The organism is Gardnerella sp. KA00390 (assembly GCF_049244075.1).
GTDB lineage: Bacteria > Actinomycetota > Actinomycetes > Actinomycetales > Bifidobacteriaceae > Bifidobacterium > Bifidobacterium vaginale.
The window spans coordinates 920662-941747 of sequence record NZ_CP058372.1; the positions used below are offsets into that span (position 1 = coordinate 920662).

General features: G+C 39.0%; 21 protein-coding genes. 10 read left to right on the forward strand and 11 right to left on the reverse strand.

Translation table 11 applies throughout. The features are described from left to right. The first annotated feature begins 36 nt into the window (after positions 1–36). The 10 genes from frr (at position 37) to HXT53_RS03705 (ending at position 7431) form a co-directional block, all read left to right on the forward strand. Positions 37–591 carry a ribosome recycling factor gene (gene frr, locus HXT53_RS03660; protein WP_004111654.1) on the forward strand — a complete coding sequence of 185 codons (555 nt, stop codon included), beginning with the start codon at positions 37–39 and terminating at the stop codon, positions 589–591. A 34-nt stretch (positions 592–625) separates the two neighbouring features. Further along, positions 626–1666, forward strand: a complete 1041-nt coding sequence (locus HXT53_RS03665; protein ID WP_004115096.1) for a phosphatidate cytidylyltransferase — start codon at positions 626–628, stop codon at positions 1664–1666. 90 nt (positions 1667–1756) lie between these two features. Beyond that, positions 1757–2692, forward strand: a complete 936-nt coding sequence (lgt, locus tag HXT53_RS03670; RefSeq protein ID WP_004115095.1) for a prolipoprotein diacylglyceryl transferase — start codon at positions 1757–1759, stop codon at positions 2690–2692. A gap of 64 nt (positions 2693–2756) precedes the next feature. Continuing rightward, positions 2757–3422, forward strand: coding sequence for a ribulose-phosphate 3-epimerase (gene rpe, locus HXT53_RS03675; RefSeq protein WP_004111648.1), 666 nt, complete (start codon positions 2757–2759; stop codon positions 3420–3422). Between the two features lie 101 nt (positions 3423–3523). After that, the gene (locus tag HXT53_RS03680; protein WP_004111646.1) at positions 3524–4126 is read left to right on the forward strand and encodes a CDP-alcohol phosphatidyltransferase family protein; all 603 of its coding nucleotides are present in this window, start codon (positions 3524–3526) and stop codon (positions 4124–4126) included. Positions 4127–4168: 42 nt separating this feature from the next. Continuing rightward, positions 4169–5200 carry a DUF881 domain-containing protein gene (locus HXT53_RS03685; RefSeq protein ID WP_004111644.1) on the forward strand — a complete coding sequence of 344 codons (1032 nt, stop codon included), beginning with the start codon at positions 4169–4171 and terminating at the stop codon, positions 5198–5200. A gap of 11 nt (positions 5201–5211) precedes the next feature. Beyond that, entirely contained in the window at positions 5212–5544 is a 333-nt protein-coding gene (locus HXT53_RS03690) for a small basic family protein (RefSeq protein WP_004111642.1), read from the forward strand. Position 5545: 1 nt separating this feature from the next. Beyond that, positions 5546–6448, forward strand: coding sequence for a DUF881 domain-containing protein (locus HXT53_RS03695; RefSeq protein ID WP_116437773.1), 903 nt, complete (start codon positions 5546–5548; stop codon positions 6446–6448). Positions 6449–6466: 18 nt separating this feature from the next. Next, positions 6467–6907 (forward strand): FHA domain-containing protein, encoded by a 441-nt coding sequence (locus HXT53_RS03700; RefSeq protein WP_004111634.1) that lies wholly within the window; start codon positions 6467–6469, stop codon positions 6905–6907. Further along, positions 6907–7431: a MerR family transcriptional regulator gene (locus HXT53_RS03705; RefSeq protein ID WP_004138040.1), complete on the forward strand. Its 525-nt coding sequence runs from the start codon at positions 6907–6909 to the stop codon at positions 7429–7431. Before HXT53_RS03700 ends, HXT53_RS03705 begins: the two co-directional genes overlap by 1 nt. Positions 7432–7547: 116 nt before the next feature. Here the strand turns inward: HXT53_RS03705 and HXT53_RS03710 are convergent, their stop codons facing one another. The 11 genes from HXT53_RS03710 to aspS all read right to left on the reverse strand — a co-directional run bounded on the left by HXT53_RS03710 (position 7548) and on the right by aspS (position 21058). Beyond that, positions 7548–8246, reverse strand: a complete 699-nt coding sequence (locus HXT53_RS03710) for an HAD hydrolase-like protein (protein WP_004117864.1) — start codon at positions 8244–8246, stop codon at positions 7548–7550. A gap of 45 nt (positions 8247–8291) precedes the next feature. Then, on the reverse strand, positions 8292–8639 hold the full coding sequence (locus HXT53_RS03715) for an RNA polymerase-binding protein RbpA (protein WP_004111625.1): 348 nt from the start codon (positions 8637–8639) through the stop codon (positions 8292–8294). A gap of 90 nt (positions 8640–8729) precedes the next feature. Beyond that, complete coding sequence (locus HXT53_RS03720; protein WP_064622850.1) at positions 8730–11369, reverse strand: DEAD/DEAH box helicase; 2640 nt, start codon at positions 11367–11369, stop codon at positions 8730–8732. A 54-nt stretch (positions 11370–11423) separates the two neighbouring features. Continuing rightward, on the reverse strand, positions 11424–11789 hold the full coding sequence (locus HXT53_RS03725; RefSeq protein WP_004115087.1) for a hypothetical protein: 366 nt from the start codon (positions 11787–11789) through the stop codon (positions 11424–11426). A gap of 1 nt (position 11790) precedes the next feature. Beyond that, positions 11791–13716 (reverse strand): helix-turn-helix transcriptional regulator, encoded by a 1926-nt coding sequence (locus HXT53_RS03730; protein ID WP_004115086.1) that lies wholly within the window; start codon positions 13714–13716, stop codon positions 11791–11793. 252 nt (positions 13717–13968) lie between these two features. Further along, a complete protein-coding gene (locus HXT53_RS03735) occupies positions 13969–15396 on the reverse strand; it encodes a UTP--glucose-1-phosphate uridylyltransferase (protein ID WP_004115085.1) in 1428 nt (475 codons plus the stop codon). 162 nt (positions 15397–15558) lie between these two features. Continuing rightward, on the reverse strand, positions 15559–16662 hold the full coding sequence (locus HXT53_RS03740; RefSeq protein WP_004117853.1) for an amino acid ABC transporter permease: 1104 nt from the start codon (positions 16660–16662) through the stop codon (positions 15559–15561). Between the two features lie 5 nt (positions 16663–16667). Then, on the reverse strand, positions 16668–17345 hold the full coding sequence (locus HXT53_RS03745) for an ABC transporter permease subunit (protein ID WP_004117849.1): 678 nt from the start codon (positions 17343–17345) through the stop codon (positions 16668–16670). Position 17346: 1 nt separating this feature from the next. Next, complete coding sequence (locus tag HXT53_RS03750) at positions 17347–18219, reverse strand: glutamate ABC transporter substrate-binding protein (RefSeq protein ID WP_004138154.1); 873 nt, start codon at positions 18217–18219, stop codon at positions 17347–17349. Between the two features lie 55 nt (positions 18220–18274). Beyond that, positions 18275–19045: an amino acid ABC transporter ATP-binding protein gene (locus HXT53_RS03755; protein WP_004137994.1), complete on the reverse strand. Its 771-nt coding sequence runs from the start codon at positions 19043–19045 to the stop codon at positions 18275–18277. A 216-nt stretch (positions 19046–19261) separates the two neighbouring features. Beyond that, entirely contained in the window at positions 19262–21058 is a 1797-nt protein-coding gene (gene aspS / locus HXT53_RS03760; RefSeq protein WP_004111605.1) for an aspartate--tRNA ligase, read from the reverse strand. Positions 21059–21086: the final 28 nt, after the last annotated feature.

Below are 21086 nucleotides of genomic sequence, written 5' to 3' on the forward strand. Positions count from 1 at the left end.
ATTTTAAAATTGGCACATACCGATAAAGGAGAATACATGCCAGCGATTATCGATCAGGCTCTTGAACAGATGAACAAGTCTGTGGAAGCTACTAAAGAGAACTTCATGGGTATTAGAACTGGACGTGCTAATCCTGCTCTTCTTAATGGCATTATGGTTGACTATTATGGTGCTCCAACACCTATTAAGGCTGTTGCTTCTATTGGTGTTCCAGAGCCTCGCACTCTTTCTGTAACTCCTTTTGATGCTTCGCAAGCTAATGCTGTAGAAAAGGCTATTCGCGATTCAGATTTAGGAGTAAGCCCTAATAGAGATGGAAATGTAATTCGTGTTACAATGCCAGAACTTACAGAAGACCGTCGTAAAGAATACGTAAAGCTTGCTAAAACAAAAGCTGAAGAAGGTAAGGTTGCTGTTCGAAATATTCGCCGTAAAACCAAGGAGAATATTGATAAGTCTGTAAAAGATGGTGAAATCGGCGAAGATGAAGGAGAGCGCTTACAAAAAGAGCTTGATAAAGTTACGAAGCAAGTAACTGATTCCTTAGATGCTTTGCTTGATGGCAAGCAGAAGGAAATAATGGAGGTCTGATTCTTCAGAAACTTTTAGGTTGAATGGGTGTCGTATGAATCAAGAAAATCTTGGAGAATTGTCTAACAAAGCTGATTTGTTAACTAATAACAATTTAGTCGGTAATAATAAGTCGGCAAAATCTGATTCTTCACATGAAAAGACCATTAACGGCACCCATGATACTTTAGACGATATAAATCGTCGTACTGGCAGAAATATGCCTCAGGCTATAGCGACTGCGATTTTATTGGTTGCTGTGATTGTTGCTTGTCTTGTAATTAGCATCGATACTTTTGTTATTCTTTTAACCATTTTTATGGTTCTCGCGTTGTGGGAGTTGCATGTAGATTTTGCTACGGCAGGTTTCAGGATTCCATTTCTGTTATTGTCTGTTTGTTCTGTAATCACTATTCTTTCTGCTTTTTATGCAAGATGGCATACTGTTGCTATGGCTAGTGGCATAACAGCATCATTGCTTTTAACTGTTGTTTTTGCTACATTGAATAGCACTGTTTCGCAAAGGACTTTACGCGCTGTAGAAAAAAAGCTCCAGCATCCTACATCATCTAAAAGTGCAAAGGCAAATACTTTCACTAATACGGCAGTCTCATTGTTTGTTGTATTGTATATTCCTTTGCTTGCCTCATGCATTGTTTTGTCTTTAACAAATACTAAGTATGCTATAGCGCATGCGATGCTGCTTGTGTTTCTACCAGCTTTAAGTGACACTGGTGGTTTGTTTGCTGGTGCGTGGCTTGGTAAGCATAAGCTCTCTCCTCGTATTTCTCCTAAGAAATCAATAGAGGGTCTTTTAGGGTCAATGCTTTTTGCTTTGATAGGTGCTTACGCTATCATATCTGGCTTCTATGGATCTTCTTGGATAAAATTCTGGTGGATGCCAGCAATAATGGGTGTTGCATCAGGCATGGTTGGTACCTTTGGTGATTTATGTGCTTCAATGCTTAAAAGGGATATTGGTATTAAGGATATGGGGCATTTGCTTAAAGGTCACGGTGGCGTTTTAGATAGAGTGGATTCTATTCTGCTTTGTGCGCCTGTTCTTATGGCATTGATTAAGGTTGTAGCGTTCTAATTTATAGGTAATATTTTAGATATTAATCGTTTGTTTTGTCGTAAAAACATTACAAGTAACCGTCATGGTTTTCTACTAACATGAGGATTTATGACGATTTGTTCTATTCCTAGTCCTAGTATTTCTCAGATTACATTAGGACCTATAACGTTAAGATTTTATGCTTTATCAATTCTTGCTGGTGCACTTGTTGCAATGTGGATTACCACTCGTAGATGGAAACGAGAAGGCGGAGATTTTAATCAGATATTAGATGTTGCACTGGTTAGTCTTCCGTCAGGAATAGTTGGAGCACGTCTTTACCATGTTATTACCACTCCCGAAAAGTTCTTTGGACCTAAGGGAGATTTGTTGGAGATATTTAGAATTTGGAATGGTGGCTTAGGAATCTGGGGAGGAGTAATCCTAGGATCTATTGCTGCAAGCGCACTGTGTACCTATAAAAAATATCCAATAAGCTTGCTTGCAGATGCAGCTGCACCTAGCTTGCTTATTGCACAAGGTATAGGGCGGTTAGGTAATTGGTTTAACCAAGAACTTTATGGTGCTCCAACTACTTTGCCATGGGGCCTAAAACTTAATTATTCTGCTGCAAATGCTATAGGACACAGTGAAAGTTGCTACGATGGTCTCACATGCCCAGAGGGTACTCTGTTTCACCCTACTTTCTTATATGAAATGATTTGGAATTTTGCAGGCGCAGCCTTGCTTATTTCTTTCGGCAAAGTTCTTAAGAGAAAACTTAAATCTGGATCTGAGTTTGTTCTTTACGTAATGTGGTATACGGCAGGAAGAATGTGGATTGAGTCTTTAAGGATTGATTTTTCACATACTTTTCTTGGAGTAAGAATTAACGTATGGGTTTCTATAGTTATATTTATTATTTCAATTATTGTTTTTATGATTTTGCAAAATACCCACAAGTCACGAACAGATCTTGTGAATCGTCTTATTGATATAACTGCAGATGAACGTGAGCGTGAATCTCAATCTAATTCAAATATTAAAACAAAAAGATTATCTTAAAATATTCTTAAATAATATAGATATTTTGTTTTTCTAGTCGCTTGCTTTTCTTAGAATGGAACACATGAATATACAAATAGCACCTAGCATTCTTTCTGCAGATTTTTGCAATCTTGAAAGAGATCTTATAGCAATTTCAAATGCTGATCTTGTTCATGTTGATGTTATGGATCATCATTTTGTACCGAATCTAACTTTAGGGGAGCCGATTGTAAAACGCATTTGCGAAGTTACTAGTCTTCCTGTAGATGTTCATTTGATGATTGAGGATCCTGATCGTTGGGCTCCAGAGTACGCAAAACTTGGTGCTGATTCTGTGAGCTTCCATATGGGTGCCACTCATGCGCCTGTTCGTCTTGCTCGTCAGCTGCGAGACATGGGTTGCAAAGCTTGTTTTGCAGTCCGCCCAGCTGAGCCAGTTGAACCTATTTTCGATATTCTTGATGAATTCGATATGATTCTTATTATGACTGTTGAGCCTGGTTTTGGTGGACAAAAGTTCTTGAGCAATCAAATGGGTAAGGTTCGTCGTTTACGTGATGAAATTACTCGTCGTGGATTGGATACTCATATTCAGGTTGATGGTGGAGTAAGCCCTTCTACAGCTGCTATAGTCGCAGAAGCTGGTGCTGATGTGCTGGTTGCAGGATCTGCTGTTTATGGAGCTGAAAATCCATCAGCTGCTATTGATTCTATTCGTAATATTGCGCAAGAGGCTTGGCGAGCATAAAACTTTTATTGGGGCATTTTTAGAATAATGCCCCAATATTTTATATATGCAAAATAGAATACAATTGGTAAGTCTTTTAAATTGTTTTTAAGGAAATAGGTATGGTTAAGTTCATTTCTAATCAGGAGTACAGTCCTGAAGCACTTGATCGAGTTTTTACTGTACCTAATGTGATTAGTTTTCTGCGTATATGTTCTATACCATATCTTGCCATTTTAATTGCGCAAAATAAAATGGGGGTTGCTCTAATCATTCTTGCTATATCTGCTTTTTCAGATTGTGTTGATGGTTATATTGCTAGAACTTTTAATCAGGTTAGCAAATTAGGGCAGATTTTAGATCCTGTTGCAGATAGGCTTTTAATAGCATGCAGCATTTTAGCTTTAGCGTTTGCCAAGATTATACCTTGGTGGGCGTTGGCTCTTGTTGTTTTGCGAGACATAGTAATGGCTATTTTGATTGTTATTCTTGCACAATATGATTATGGACCTTTACCAGTGAATTTCATGGGTAAAACTGGAACAGCATTATTGATGATTGCTATCGTATTATTTATGATTGTTTATGCTGTTGCTACTGAACCAATGCTTATTTTGTATGCTGCAGCGATAGCTTGTGCAATTTGGGGAATAACACTTTACTGGTTTGCTGGAGTATTGTATTGCATTCAAGCCTATAAGCTATTAATAAAAAAGTTTAAATAAGGATTATAAGTATTATAAACTGGTTTAAATAACGGACATATTATGGTGCAAAAGACTTCTAATCTAAATCATGATGTGAATAACACTGATAATAGTGTTATTCCAGAGTCTTTTCCTGCTCCAACCGTTATCTTATTTTCAAAACGCAGAGCAGTTTTTTCCAAATCTGTATTTGCTCTTGGTCCTCATCATGTGACTAATTCAAGTTATAACTTTTCTAACCATAATGAAAAAAGACGTCGTATTGAAGACTATTCATTACGCTTAATTGACGATTTAAGCAATAGACCAGTGGATCCTCTTTTTATGGATTCCCGTCTTAATAAGCAGAATGTTAGTAAGATTAATCTCTGGATTACTAGAATAATTGTCTTTATTATTTGTGTTGCTCTTGGTACTGTGGGAAGCCAATTTGTGCGAAAATTGCATACGGATTCTCGTAAAGCCATACGTTTATCGTTAGCTAACGAGCTTACTTCTCACGCAAGCCGTTTTGACAATCTTGTTAAAGATGTAACTAGATTGCGTGCTAGTGTAGATCGTGAGTCAAAAAGAATTAATACTCCTTATGAAAATCAAGTTGATAAATCTGACAATATGACGAATGGTACACATGGCGTTGTAGGGTCTGGAATTGTTTTAACTATTGCTAATCCTATTTCTACAAACAATGACGTATCTAGCGGCAACATTCCTAGAGAAATGGCTAAAGGAGAAAGAATTAGGGTTGTTACAGATAGAGATATTCAGATTTTTGTTTCCATTCTTTGGGATGCAGGCGCAGAAGCAATATCAATAAATGGTCATAGAATTGGCGCTCAAACGTCCATCCGTACTGCTGGGTCAACTATTCTTATAGGTGTTAATCAGACTCAAAGCCCTTATATGATTGAGGCTATTGGAGACAGTTCTAGTCTTATTGAAAAGTTAAATTCTCAAAAGCGCTCTCCGTGGTTTGTTTCTCTTAGCGACGCAGGTATTAACCCGCAAATTTCTAAGTCAAATACGCTTAAACTTTCTGCTGCGGGAACTGGTGAAATTAATTTTGCAAAAGAATTATTGAGTAGGAGATAGGAAAATAGGTTATGACAGCTGTTCTTGGATTGATTTTAGGTGCGCTTATTGGGATTGTTGTACATCCTGATATTCCAGTAGTTATTCAACCTTATCTGCCGATTATGGTTCTTGCAGCCTTGGACGCTCTGCTTGGAGCTGCTAGAGCTTATTTTGAGCGTAGTTTCTCTGATAAGGTGTTTGTTATTTCATTCTTTTCGAATGTTATTGCTGCTACTCTTTTAGTTTTACTCGGAAACCAACTTGGAGTTGGAGCACAATTGCAAACTGCTGTTATTGTTGTATTAGGAATACGAATCTTCTCTAACGTTTCTGCAATACGTCGTTTTATATTTAGAGGCTGATATGCGTCACCCATTTTCTAATACATCAAAAAATAGCATAAAAAACGACAATTTAGACGATACTTTTGATAAAAATGTTGACAAAAATATTGATAAAAATATTGACAATATCGTCAGAAAATTGCATCTTCAGCATGCTAAAGATCGCGAAAGTGATCGTACACAAACAGGTTCTTTCCCGATTGTTAAACGAAAAAATAAGCCTTCATTGCAAGGTCATATTACGCGTACTCGTATTTTAACTGGCTTACTTGTTATGCTTCTTTGTGCATTGCTTGGATTTGCTTATATGATTCAAGTTAATAGAAGTACACTTGTATATCAGACGATGAGTGAGGATGAGCTTACTCGTTTAATTACAGAAACTAATTCGCAAATACAAAATCTAGAGCAGCGAAAGTTTGAGTTAACTAGCCAGCTTAATTCTTTAAAAGCATCTGTTAACAAACAGGAGGAAGCTGCTAGGATTGCTAAGCAGAATTCTCAGACGAGTGGTTTAATATCTGGTCGTCTTCCAGCTGTTGGTAAGGGAGTAATTATTCACATTACTGCTGGAGAAAAAGAGCGTGTGGATGCTGCTACAATGTTTCAACTGCTTGAAGAGCTTCGTAATGCTGGAGTGGAGGTTATGTCTGTTAACGACATACGTATAGTAACTTCTAGCTATATTTCTGACACTAAGCATGGGTTATTGTGTGACGCAATTGAGATTAATCCTCCATATGTTGTTAAGGCTATTGGCGAGCCTCAGAATTTGCAAAACGCCGTAAATATTGCTGGGGGAGTTGGGTCTAGATTAAAAGTCAAATTCGGTGCTTCCGTATATGTTTCAACGCCTGAAGAGGTTGAAATTCGCTCGACACGCGAACCAAAACAGTATCAATATGCAAAACCGGTCGAATAAGAAGGTAAAATAGCAATTATGACTGAACCGATTCCTACTGCTGGCGAAACAACCATTATTGGTATGCCAGCTATTACCATTCCAATAAACTCTAATGCAGATCGTCCTCTTAGGCAGGATGATTTAGATACTATAGCAAAGCTGCTTCCTGGTACCGCTTTACTTATTTCTACACGTGGAGCAGTTTCTGGATCGCGTTATTTACTAGATGAGGACGTCGTTTCTGTTGGACGAGATTCTAGAGCTGATATTATGCTAGACGATTCTACTGTCTCTAGAGCTCATGCTGTTTTTCGTAGAAATGGTACTGTTTTTAGCATTGCTGACGCTGGAAGTCTAAATGGAACGTATGTTAATCGTAACCGTGTTGATGAAGCTATTCTTCATAATGGTGACGAAATTATGATTGGCAAGTTCCGATTAATGTTCTTTACGTGTGACGCTGTTACTAAACGATAATGACTTTTGAAAACTCTCCTGAAGATAGTGCGTTGGTTGATTCTTTAAAACATGATCATCAGCCAACGCAGGGGGAACTGTTTTCGTTTTCGGATGATGAAGAGTATTCCACAGGATACCGTGGAAGCGTTGCTATGAATATCGCTGGTATTACATATAGACAACTTGATTATTGGGCTCGTAAACACATAATTGAGCCTTCTATTAATCCGTCTCATGGTTCTGGGTCTCGTCGTTTATATTCTTTTAAAGACATTGCAATTATGGCGGTTTCTAAGCGACTTTTAGACGCTGGAGTAAATCTTACTAATGTGACTACTGCTATAGTGTTTTTAAATTGTTTTAGTGTAAAGCATCTCGAAAATATGACCATAATTTGCGATGGTCAATCTGTTGTGGAATGCGATAGTAATCAGGAAAATATGCGAGATATGCTTGAATGTGGCACAGCTGTTTTTGCTATAGCTGTTGGTCGTATTGTTAAACAGGTTAAAGCTGATTTAGACTCTGCATTATCTAAGTAAATTTCTAATGTATCTGTAATATTTTATCCCTAAAATATATCTAATCTGACATAACGTACATTATCGGATAAATACTCATATATTTTTTAGCACGAAAAACAAATAATATTTCAAAATTATTCAAAATACTCGTTAATGGCATTATTCAAATCAGAAACACTGTCGATAATACGATATGCTCCGTGAGTTTTAAGCTCACCAGGCTCGGCATAACCCCAAGAGCAACCCAAACAATCAATATCGCATGCTAAAGCGCCATCAACATCCGTCCAACGGTCGCCAACCATTAAAGCACGATCCCGTAAAGGATTGAATCCAATATTTTCAAAAACATAGCGAATAACTTGATCTTTATTAATCCTAGACATATCTTTGCTAGCACCATAAATACCATCAATCAAGTTTGTCAATCCAAAATGATCACAAATTGGTTTAACTTGATATTCAGGCTTGCAAGATGCAGTAGCAAGATAATAACCAGACTTTCGTAGCAACTTAAGCTGTTCAGGAATGCCATCATAAACTTTGTTCAAAAAATTCCCAGTAATCATATCGCCATTTGGATTATCAGGATCTATAAAAGTTGCAACTTCGGAATAATATTTCCTATACAATTTAACGCCTTCAGATTGCAATTCTTTAGGCATATGATTCCTCTGAAAAGATTCAAGTATAGACGGTCCAACAAAACGCAACATTTCAGTATCATCAGGTATCTGCATACCAAGATCAGACATCGCTTTTTTAGCGCACGCAATAATACCAGCATGCGATTGTGTTAAAGTACCATCTAAATCAAGAAGAACAACTTTCATGACAGCTTATTTCCCTTAGAAGTGTTTTGTTTGTAAAAATAATTCTCACTCGTAATCAGGAATCCAACCCTCATGATGCATCTTTAAACGCTTATCAAGTAAAGCTTTAAGCTCTTCTTCACTTCTACGCTCTAAAAGCATATCCCAATGCGTACGAGCTGGCTTATTAAAATCATCATCTGGTCTGTCTGCATCGCCTTCCTTATGTGCTAATGCACCACAACGGCATTCCCACTCTTCAGGGATCTCGGCACCTTGAGCAAATGGAAGAATCGTTCTGTGACCCTTAGGGCACACATATGCAACATCGTTACGAGCAGCGAAATCAACATTATCGTCGGATTCCAATGATTTAGCTCCAATGCTCATTCCACGTAAACTGCGCTCTGCCATAATATATTATTCTCCTTTTTGTTTTCATTATAAAGCTAGCGAATTGCACGGACGATACACAAAGGTATACCATGGTATATCAATAACATATCAAACATCACAATAAGCAACTACCCCGCGATTAATAAGTTTAGCTGCTTCATAAGCATTGTGAGCTAAAGAATCATCTACGTTAGGCAATATTTTCAAATATTCGCTAGCAACAGCAAGTTGATTAAGTAAGTCAATAAGTCTTTTTGCAAATCTGACAAAATCGCCACCAGTTATGTCAGTATTTTGCAATATGTCGAGTAAATCAGCACCTTGAGCCCAATCATAAATCATATCGATTGCACCAAAATCAAGAGGTCTTAAAGCATCAAGATGATTATTCAAGCACATATCACTTATACGAATAAATAATTCTTTCATCTTTAAAACTGTATTGAATACAGGCGCATTTAATCCTCCAGGATACCTACGCGGCTCTCCCCCAGCAGGACCCCTAGATTCATACACTAATGCAGATAAACAAGACAATAATTGAATAGGAGTTAGATTATTAAAAATTCCTTCACAAATTGATTGAGCAAAAACAACATCAAGCTCGTTGTAAAGTCTACGAAGCAACTGACCCTTGTCTGTTAACACTAAAGCATCGTTCGTATTTTTTAAATAATCTAATCTACAAAGTACTTCACAAATACTATCAAAACATCTTGCAACTGAGCCAGTACGAGAATTATAGCGATCCTTAACCTGATTTAGTTCACGCATTTCTCGAGCCCAATAATAACCCCAGTGTAAATGTTCTTGAATATCTGGGCATCCTGCACAAGGATGGTTACGCTCCTCGTTGCGTAAGGTATCGATAGTTTTATCTAATTCTTTAAAAGCTTTAGCACGTTCAACTTCACTAGCAAATATTGTGTGCTTAAGTTTTCTGCGCTGATCATGTTGAGCATCTTTAAGATGCATTCTAAGAGTCATAAACTCAGAAAAATCACCTTGAGTGCAATGAAATGCTTGTTCGTAGCCGTTAATAGCTTCTTTAAGATCCTCAATACGACTTAAAAGCCTTTGAGCAGAAGCATTGGCTTCCCATTGAGCAAAAGAACTGCTTAGAGTTATGCGAGCAGTTTTAACATCACTATTATTTAGGAGATTAACAGCCATGTTGAATGTAGGAACAAAGCTAGAATGAAGAGGATACACACGTTTACTAGACAAGGATGCAGCCTTAGAAGGATCAAAATCAGGATTGTCAATTAACACTGCATGACCAATATCATCTATGCCACGTCTGCCAGCGCGACCAGTAAGTTGTGTGAACTCACCAGGAGTTAGCGGAACGTGACCTGTACCATCAAATTTAACAAGTTTTTCAACAACAACACTTCTCGCAGGCATATTTAAACCTAAAGCAAGAGTTTCTGTAGCAAAAATAACCTTAATAAGACCGCGTTCAAAAAGCGTTTCTACAATATGGCGAAAAATAGCAATCATACCAGCGTGATGAGCTGCAAAACCTTGTTCAAGAGCATACCTAAAACGCTCAAATCTAAGTGCCTTTAAATCGCTTTTGCTTAGCTTATTTTCCGCAATCATAGAATCAACTATTCTGCGAATTTCATACATTTCTTCATCGCTAGTAAGAGATAATCCAGCGTTTAAACATTGTTGAACAGCCTGATCGCATCCTGAACGAGAAAAAATAAAATATATTCCTGGTAGCATATCAAGGTAATCAAGCTCATCTATAACAGCCCACCTTTTAGGGGTGTGTCTAACAGCAACTTCTCCCCTATTACTTTTAGATGAATTAGAAAACTTATTCTTAGAAAACTTGCCTTTGCTAAAACGTTTATTTACATTACGATAAGATGCTTTACGTCGTAAAGAGGCATTCTCCCATTGAGTGATTTTTCTTGTTAAAGCAAGATTTACATGATTGGTGCTATTACCATTTTTATCAACATCATATAAGTTAAGTAATTCAGGCTCTGTGCGTCCATCCTTTTGGATAATAACATGTCTTTCAAGTGGAACAGGACGATGCTCATCTACAACCAAATGTGTTTCTCCGCGCACAGAAGAAATCCATGCACTAAAATCTTCCACATTAGAAACAGTTGCAGAAAGACCAATAATCTTAACGCTCTGAGGAAGATGAATAATAACTTCTTCCCACACAGCACCCCTGAACTTATCTGCAAGATAATGAACCTCATCTAAAACAACAAATCCAAGAGATTTAAGAGTAATTGAACGTTCATAAAGCATATTGCGTAAAACTTCTGTAGTCATAACAACAATATCAGCCTCTGGATTAACCGAAGTATCTCCAGTTAAAAGTCCAACTCTATCTATTCCATAAACTTCACAAAAATCATGATATTTTTGATTACTTAAAGCCTTAATAGGAGTTGTGTAAAATGTTTTAACTCCACGATTTACGCCTAGAAAAACAGCAAAATCAGCAACAACAGTTTTACCTGCTCCAGTAGGAGCTGCCACAAGAACATTATCTCCATTTTCCAGTGCATCAATTGCTTCTGCTTGAAAATCATCTAAATCAAAACTTAAAGATTGTTCAAATTTTGCAGCCATAGTTCGAGAGTGCTCAATAGTTTGCTTAAACAAATTAAACCGTTCAGCTGGAGATAAAGGAATTTCAGAATCATTCTTGTAATCGTTTGAATCAACAAGAATATCATTTTTCTTTTTCTTGCGATATGACGTCTTAGACATAAAAAAGTTTAGTTCTTTCTTCTTAAATCAAAATAATTTTAAGTTCGCAATTCACTAAGATTCTTTTGACTCTTTAAAATTAGGATTATCAATATCTTCTTGACGCAACGACTTTGTATTCCAATTTTGCCAAATGGACTTATGGGTTTCTCTTATACGATTATGACGATCATTAACCTTAATTCGAGTATGCTCGTATCTACGTGCCGCATCCTTTATAGGACGAGTGAATAGCGGGCTTGTATCATTATCTAAAGAATCATCATTGTCTTGAAGTCTTTCAAAGCAAGAAGAAACTTTTTCAAGAAAACTTGAAGAATTTTCAAAAATCCTAAAAGCATTTCTAATAGCGAAAACAGTCCCGCATGCAATCATACAAAGCATGAAAAGCGTAATAATAACCCAAATCCACCACGGCATTTTAATTCTCCACAATAGGAGAATCGCTATGATCAACACTCAATTCACGTTGAGCACGAGCAATAATCATAGTACGCAAAGTTTCTGGAGAAACAGCTTTAATATGACGGGCATGCGCAATACAGAAAGCAACAAACCAAGAATCTGAGCAAACAGTCAAATGAACTTTAACCCCACTCCCACAAGGCTCAACCGTAGCACCTGAAAGACTCTTTAAGAAGTTTAAATCAGGTTCATCAGTGATAAAGCATGTTTGCGTACCATTGTCAAAACTCCACTTACGAAGTTCGCTAATAGGAACATCTGGAATTTCTACAGGGCAAACAGGCGTAATTACCTCTGCATGCTCAATGCGAGCAACGCGAAGAACTTGCCAAATTCTAGGCAAACCATTTGCCTTATTGATAGAAGTATCCTTCGCAACTAGACTACGTTTATCTTCTGGAGCCTGATTTTCAACATCAGTCCAAACTGCAACGTAATAAACGCCTTCATCAACAAAAATCTTAGAAGGTGCAACAACTTTCCTACGAGTTCTGCCAGCTCCGTCCGTATACTCCATGTCAATTAGAGCACCAGCATTAATAGCGCTACGAACTATAGAACAGTTTCTAGGCTCTACTTCATAACCAGTAAGGCTCAGCCAAGGAGTTTCACCTGGACGCACATGCCTACGCAAACGCATATACAAAGCCTTAGCCTGGTCTCTCTGTTCAACAGGAAGAAGCGGAGAATGAGCAAGATAATTAACTGATGCGGTCAACATGCTCATATACTGTTGAGAAACACCAGCCAAACGCTCAAGCCCTAATGAATTTGTTGCAGAAACAATTCCTTCAGCTTCTAGCAAAGACCAATCAATATCGAAGAACTGACTACCAGCCATCTCTCCATCATCAGATACAGTCGTAAGAGTATTGATATCTTTGTGCAAAATAGCAACAAATCTACGAAGTTCGTCTTCACTCTTTGGCTTTCCTATAAATCTAACAGCAAGCTCATCCAATGGGAACTCTTCACCAAGATGTGCAGAAAGGAAGAGCATTAATCGAAGTCTGCGATCAACCTCACTGCCAGTTTGGAAAGATGCTTTCTTTTGGCGTGATTTGTCTGGCTCAGAGTCAGACAAATCCTGATTATCGTCAGAGCTATTTTGCGATAAATCGTCTTGCTCAACATAATCTTCATCGCAAGACACAAATTCCGTTGCAGCATTAAGTCTACGATGGAATGCATCTACTGCTTCTTGTGGACTTACAACACAAGAACCTGGATGTTCAAGAACGAACATCGCTAAATCATCTGAATCAGTATAAGCAACATTCAAATGCTCGCCATCAACATCAACTGTTGCGGCGAATCTACGTGAATCAATAACCTTAACTAATGCATCTGGAATTGTCTGAGTGCCTAAACCTGGAGCGATAGAATCAAGACCTAGTCCAGGTATAGGAGTTTGAGGAACTCTTGGAGCTGTGCGAGACGCAGAAGAATGCTGTTGCTCAACTTTACGAGATTCAGAAGAAGAAATGGACATAGACCTAGCCAAATAATTGGCAGCAGCCAAAACAGGAAGTTCTTCTTGCTCGAAACGTATACGAACTCTTGGCTCATCGCCAAGCTGCAATCTATAAGATGCAAAATCTTGCCCTTCGGATTTGGAAGAATACTCTGGCTGTCGTGACTCAATTGCAATTCCCATAGCTGCAAGTTTTGCACGATCCCTTTGGAACTGCTTGGCAAAAGCTGCCTTAGCAGCCTGATCAGCAAGCTCTCCATATGAATCAGCATAAGCTTTAACTCGTTGTGCAATCTGACGCGAAGTCAGCCATTGTGGAAATGCGGAAGACAACACCGCTAGCACATCTAGCTCATGTTTGCCCCACTTATCGGAAAAACGACGTCTTCCGTTACTTCCTTCTGCCATTGGTCCTCACGTATCGTTTCTTTTGTAGTTTCCTTCCATGCATAGAGAATCTGCGATTAATGTAAGACGCTAAATCCTCCACACACACTTTATCTATTTTAATGGTGTTTTGCTATACGTGTGGACATTTTTAAAAAAACTCATGATTTTTCTTATTTTATTATTTTCAAGGGTAAGAGAACCCTTGAAAACAAGCCATTTCACGCGCGACACGCCATAAATATTTTTTAATTCTCAAATTTCACACGCTATTTACACCCATTCATCTGGTTCAATACCCTGAGGCCCAACAAATTCCCCATTTGGAACGTAGCTTGGCTCTCCAGTATCTTCTAAAACAGCATCGGAGAACATAGAAACCTGATTACCAAATGTCCAATCACCACGAATAGTAACTGACTTTGCAGCAGCTAAAGCAGGCACCGAATAAGGGAATCTTTCGTTGAAATCATTGATATTTCGATAATAACGAGGATCGAGATCAATATCTGGGAATATGTAGTTGCCATCCTCCATCTCATAAGAATCAGTAAGATGGAATCTGTCTGAACGCATTATAAACAAATCATTAGTTGTCTTGACAGGCAAGAATCTCATTCTATCTACTTCTACACAAATAGCATCATTAAAAAGCGAAATTGCAGCACCCATCGCAGTTTCCAGCTGAATAACTTTCTCGCTTTTTTCATTTGTAGGATCAATAGTTTTTCTATTGCAAATCACAGGAAGAGGAAGAACTCCATTGTATTCTTCCAACTTTTTTTGTAATGCGTCAACGCGAACCCAAATATTATTTGTATTAAAATAGGGATGTTTCTTAATACTTTGAGCACTTCTTCGATCTTCTGGATGAACTTGAGTCATTTCTCGAAGCATCATTCTTCCAGTTTCGAGATCTCTAACAATATGACCACCTTTACGATCGGCTTGAGTACGCTTAGCAACCTCAATCATTATTGAAGCACCCGTGTTTTCAAAGTGCTGAGCAAGAGTACGAGAAGGTCTAGCGCCTAAATTATCTGAATTTGAAATAAATAAATATTCAATACCATTTTTCTTCAAAACGTTTAACAATCCTGATTCCCAAATTGTAGAGAAAATATCTCCATGACCTGGAGGACACCACTCTAACTCAGGATCTTCTGGATAAGAAACTGGCTCACAGGTTTCCTCTAGCAATTTCGGTTCTTGATGCTGAATAATTTCAACAGGAATGTTTTCTTGAGAAAATTTACGATTACGCTTCAGCACTTGTAATGTATCTTTAGATGTGCGGAAAGAGTTCATAAAAATAAGAGGTAAATCAACACCTAAGCGTTGGCGTGCTGTAAGAACCTGACCGATTATTATATCTATAAATCGCATTTGTCGAGCTTTGTGCCTACGGACAGGCAACAAAGATTTTGCGCACGACAATCCCATAGACGTTCCCAAACCACCATTAAGCTTAATAAACGCTGTTTTTGCAAAAGCGTTTACAGCTTTATCATGATCAATAGTCTCATAAATTTCGTGAAAATTTGGAACACTCTTAATAGGCTCTACAGTGTTTTCGCGAATAAATTCACCAGACTTATCATTAATCCACGAGTCATAAAGATGCGCAAATTGATTAATCGCAATCTCACTCATACCTTGTTCGCGCATCTTTGCAGCGGACAATTCAAAAGTGTCGCCCATTTAAGACAGCCTCCTTGTATGCATTATGTTTAATAGTTTATCTATTCAATCTATATGTTGCAAACAAGGTGAATGGATTTTATTACTAAAAATCAAAAAATAGCACAACAGGCGGAATCAAACCCATTGCGCTATTATTCATAATTAATCTAAAAATTAGAATTAATCATGCTTTTTATTATTTTTATCTTGGTTAGTATTTTGACTATCATCTAAATTCTCGTCACCAGTTTCTAGATGATGCTCATCGTAGCCTTGCAAGTAACGAGTACGACGCCAATGGTGAATAGAAGCGTTTGTACCGCGGTGATGCACGTGGTACTTTCTAGGAGTTCCACCGTACGGAAGCTCTTTAACTTCCTTAGCAACAGCAATCTGATTCACGTTAGAAGGATCCATAATTGCGATTGGCGCAACAGGTTCTGGTTCAGTCGGAGCTGCCGTTCTGCTACTAAGCTTTGATGGGAGCCATTCAGCAAACCAAGAAAGCGCCCAGCAAATCAAGAAGTACACAACTGCAGCAACAGTCAAAGTTTGCAAAATATTAAAGTACATTGATCCAAGTCGTCTAGATTCTTGGAGCAAATCAGTGTACATGATTATGGAACCCAATGCAGTATCTTTTAACACGACAACAAGCTGAGTTACAGCTGCTGGAAGCATTGCGAATATAGCTTGTGGCATTTCGATTTGTGTTAAAGACTGATATTGAGATAGTCCAAGAGCTAAAGACGCTTCACGCTGACCGTTAGGAAGATTTCCAACGCCAGATCGAACTAGCTCTGCGACCACGGAACCGTTGTACAAAATCAAAGACAACACAACGGCCCAGTAAGACGCGCCACTTATTCCAGCAAACGCAAATCCTCTCCAAAGGAAGATCATAAGCAAAAGCACTGGAACAGCTCGGCAAAACTCAACTACAACGGCAGAAATGCTACGAAGAATCAAGCTAGGCAATAGTCTTAAAAGACCAAACAAGAGTCCAAAAACTATTGAGCCTACAACAGCAAGAAGTGAAGCTTTAAGAGTCATCCACAATCCTGGAAGATAAAAATCAGTCCACGCTTCCGATTCCACAGCTGGATTCCACAAATCCCACGAAAGCTGATTTTCGCCTTCGGGAGGATTGCTAAGTCTTAAAAGCAAAGCAATAACAATAAGCGCAAACACAACGCACGCAACAATATTTGCAATGCGAATCTTTTTTAAAGCCTTAGGCCCAGGCGCATCAAATAACAGAGATTTTTCTTGTTTTTTTGCCATTTTCATCACCTTCTAACCGCAAGCTTATTAGACAAATAAGTTGTGAAAATACCGATTGGAATAATCAACACAATGTATCCGCACGCAAAAATCAAAAAGATTGGAACAATCAAATCTGCATGCCTTTCAATCATCTCACTCATAAGAGTAGATGTTTCAGTCGCAACAGATGCAGCTGCAGCAACAGTGGAATTTTTAAGCAACGCAATAAAAGTGTTTCCAAGAGGTGCTACAGATCCGCAAAATGTTTGAGGCAAAATCACATTAAAAGCTGATTGGAAGAAGTTAAGCCCAAGCGCCCTACATGCTTCTGCTTGACCCAAAGGTACAGTGTTTAAGCCAGATCTTAAAGATTCGCAAACAAATGCTGAAGTGTAAAAACTCAAGCCAGCTATAGCAAGCCAGAAGAAGTTTACGCTAAAAACAGTTGAAAAACCGAGCTTTAGCTGAGCATACACGCCAAGAACCATAAATACCATGATTATTGTTAGAGGCATATTCTTAAAGAACTCAACGTATGCGCTTGCAATAATTCGAAGCGAATGAATTGGGCAAATCCTCATCATAACTAGAATCACACCAAGAATCGTTGAAAAAAGCACGCTCCACAATGTGATTTCAATATTCACCAAGAATGCTCCTGGAATATTGTATGAAGTAAATAATTGCACAAAGTCTTGCATTTTACTCCTCCCCCTCATTTGGTACTGGCGGATTATACTTTGCGTTTGGCTTAAAACCAGTTCCGCGCATGTTATCGTCTAAAGCTCTTTTCCATGAACCATTTTTAATCATGTCTTTAAGAGCATTATTAATGCGCTTAGCTAGCTTAGTGTTTCCTTTTTTAATGCCAATGCCGTAGTGCTCTTCAGTAAATGGCTTACTAACAAGCTTTAGTCTGCCTCTAGATGCTGTAGCAAGACCAGCGAGAATAATATCGTCTGTTGTAACAGCGTCTACGATTCCAGAGAATAATGCTGTTGCACATTCTGCATAGCCAGGCTGTTGCATAAGTTGAACTTTTGAAGAGTACTTCTCTTTAATAACTATTGCAGACGTAGAACCAGTTACTGAGCATAAACGCTTTCCGTCTAAATCCTCTGGACCGCTTACTTTATGCTCGTCTTTGCGAACTAATAAATCTTGACCTGCAATAAAGTATGGTCCAGCAAAAGAAACAGTGTTTTTTCTAGCATCTGTTATGGAATATGTTGCAACAATCATATCTACATCGCCATTTTGAAGCATTGCTTCACGCTGTTTTGAAGGCGATTCCTTCCAAACAATCCTATCTTCGGAGTAACCCAACTTTTTGGCAACGTACTTTGCAACGTCTACATCAAAACCAACGTAAGTTCCAGACTTTTTAAAGCCAAGACCAGGCTGATCAAACTTAATGCCAATGCGTATTACATCGTTGCGACTATTTTGACTGCAAGCGCTAAGTGGTAGAACGCAGCACAATGCGCAAATCATAGATAAAATTGCGCGATATGTATGTCTTAATCCCAGTTTGTAACGCTTACACTTAAGCGCAATATTGTGTAAATATTTCATAACTACCTCTTAAAGATTTAAAAAATCGCTATTAATGATTTAAAAACGAGTCAAATTAATGAGTCAAAATCTTTGAAAGGAAGTCTTTTGCTCTGTCTGTCTTTGGATTTTCAAAGAACTCTTCTGGTGTATTTTGCTCAAGAATTCTGCCATCTGCCATAAACACGATTTTGTCTGCAGCTTTACGTGCAAAGCCCATCTCGTGAGTAACGCAAATCATGGTCATTCCTTCTTTTGCAAGCTCAACCATAACATCAAGAACTTCGTTAACCATTTCTGGATCAAGCGCAGATGTAGGCTCATCAAAAAGCATAACCTTTGGATGCATTGCAAGCGCGCGAGCAATTGCCACTCGCTGCTGCTGACCTCCAGAAAGCTGAGAAGGCATTTTGTTAGCTTGATTATCAACACCAACTCTAGCAAGAAGATCCATTGCCAAACTTTCTGCTTCTTGCTGCTCCATATGACGAACCTTAATAGGAGCAAGCGTAACGTTTTCTAGAATCGTCTTGTTTGCAAAAAGATTAAAAGACTGGAACACCATTCCTACTTCTGCACGCAATGCGGCAAGTTCTTTTCCCTCTTGAGGAAGAGGCTTACCATCAATGCGAATGTCTCCAGAGTCAATAGTTTCAAGACGATTAATCGTCCTGCACATTGTTGACTTGCCAGAACCAGAAGGTCCAATAATAACAAGCACTTCGCCTTTATTAACAGTCAAGTTAATATCTTTTAAAACGTGAAGCTTACCGTAGTGTTTTTCAACATGGCTAAGTTCCACCAACGGCTGTGCTACTTTTTTTGTGTTGTTTAATTTAGTATCCATAAAAAGGATTCTAATGTTCTTTTGTTACATGCGTTTATCGTAATAGTTACTTTTAAACGCTTATAAAGTTACGGAAAACAATAAAAATGATACCAAAATGTTAATTTTAGTTTAAAAATGCCGTTAAGTTCGGATTTCCTAATACAATCACACAACTTAACGGCATTTATTAGCAATATTTAAATTGTAAATTATTGCATTCTATTATATTTACGATTACTCGTCTTCTTCTGGATCGTAATCGACGCCAGTTTCAGCGCGCTGTTCGTCAGAAATTGGAGCAGGAGCGCCAGTTAGAGGGTCGCGTCCGCCGCCAGCCTTAGGGAAGGCGATTACGTCGCGAATCGAGCTTGCGCCTGCAAGAATTGCAGCAGTACGATCCCAGCCCAAAGCAATACCAGCGTGAGGTGGAGCACCGTACTTAAAGGCTTCAAGCAAGAAGCCGAACTTTTCTTCTGCTTCCGCTTTGTCGATTCCAAGAACATCAAGCACGCGATCTTGAATATCGTCGCGGTGAATACGAACGGATCCGCCGCCCATCTCGTTACCGTTGCACACGATATCGTAAGAATCACTCATTGCATGCTCTGGATCTTTATCGAACTTATCAATCCAATCAGCAGATGGCATTGTAAACGGATGATGCATAGAAGTCCACTTTGAGTGTCCAACAGCAACATCATCATCGTCTGGATCATCTGTGCGCTTAAACAATGGGAAGTCAACAACCCAAGTGAAAGCAAACTCATCTGGGTGAAGTAATCCTGCGCGGCTTGCAAGCTCTACACGAACTGCACCAAGCAAAAGCTGAGAAGATTCACGGCTTCCTGCTGCAAAGAATACAGCATCGCCATCTTGCGCACCAACAGCTTCCTTAAGTCCTGCACGCTCTTCTTCGCTAAGATTCTTAGCAACAGGGCCTTTGAGCTCACCATCTTCACCAAAGACTACATAAGCCAAGCCCTTAGCTCCACGCTGCTTAGCCCAATCCTGCCATGCGTCAAACTGACGACGAGGTGTATCTGCACCGCCCTTAAAGAGCACAGCGCCAACATAAGGAGCTTGGAACACGCGGAATGGAGTGTTCTTAAAGAAGTCAGTCAACTCAATAAGTGGGTTTCCAAAACGCAAATCAGGCTTGTCGGAACCGTACTTATCCATAGCTTCCTGCCAAGTGATTCGAGGCAAAGGAAGAGTAATCTCGTGACCAGCTTCCTTCCAAATAGCAGCAATAACGCGCTCTGCCATAGCCATAACATCTTCTTGGCTTGCAAAGCTCATTTCCATATCAAGCTGAGTGAACTCAGGCTGACGATCAGCACGGAAATCTTCATCACGATAGCAGCGAGCAAGCTGATAGTAGCGTTCAACGCCAGAAACCATAAGCAACTGCTTTAAAAGCTGAGGAGACTGTGGAAGAGCGTACCAAGATCCTGGAACCAAACGTGCTGGAACAACAAAGTCGCGAGCGCCTTCTGGAGTGGACTTAATAAACGTTGGTGTTTCTACTTCTGTAAAGTCCATATCTTCCAAAGCGTGACGAGCTGCCTTAGCCATATCAGAGCGAAGCTTTAGATTACGCTGCATTGATGGGCGGCGCAAATCAAGATAACGATACTTCAAACGAACATCTTCGCTAGGAAGCTTGTTTTCAGACTCGTTTTCCAATGCTGTAGAAACCTGGAATGGTAACGCATCGGACTTAGCGAGAATTGTCATTTTATTCGCAACGATTTCGATTTTTCCTGTTGCTAAATGGTCATTTTCATTGCCATCTGGACGCAGGCGAACTTCGCCAGTAACCTGAACAACAAATTCACTACGCAATGGTCGCGCAGTTTCCTCATCGTAAATAACAACCTGCACTAAACCTGTGTTGTCACGAACATCTACGAAAGCGACGCCACCGTGATCACGGCGACGATCAACCCAACCAGCAATGGTTACGTTCTGTCCGACCAAGGTCTCAGTCACTTCAACGGCATGGTGTGTGCGATACGCCGTCTGGCTCATAAGTCCACTTCCTTGTTTAAATAATTTT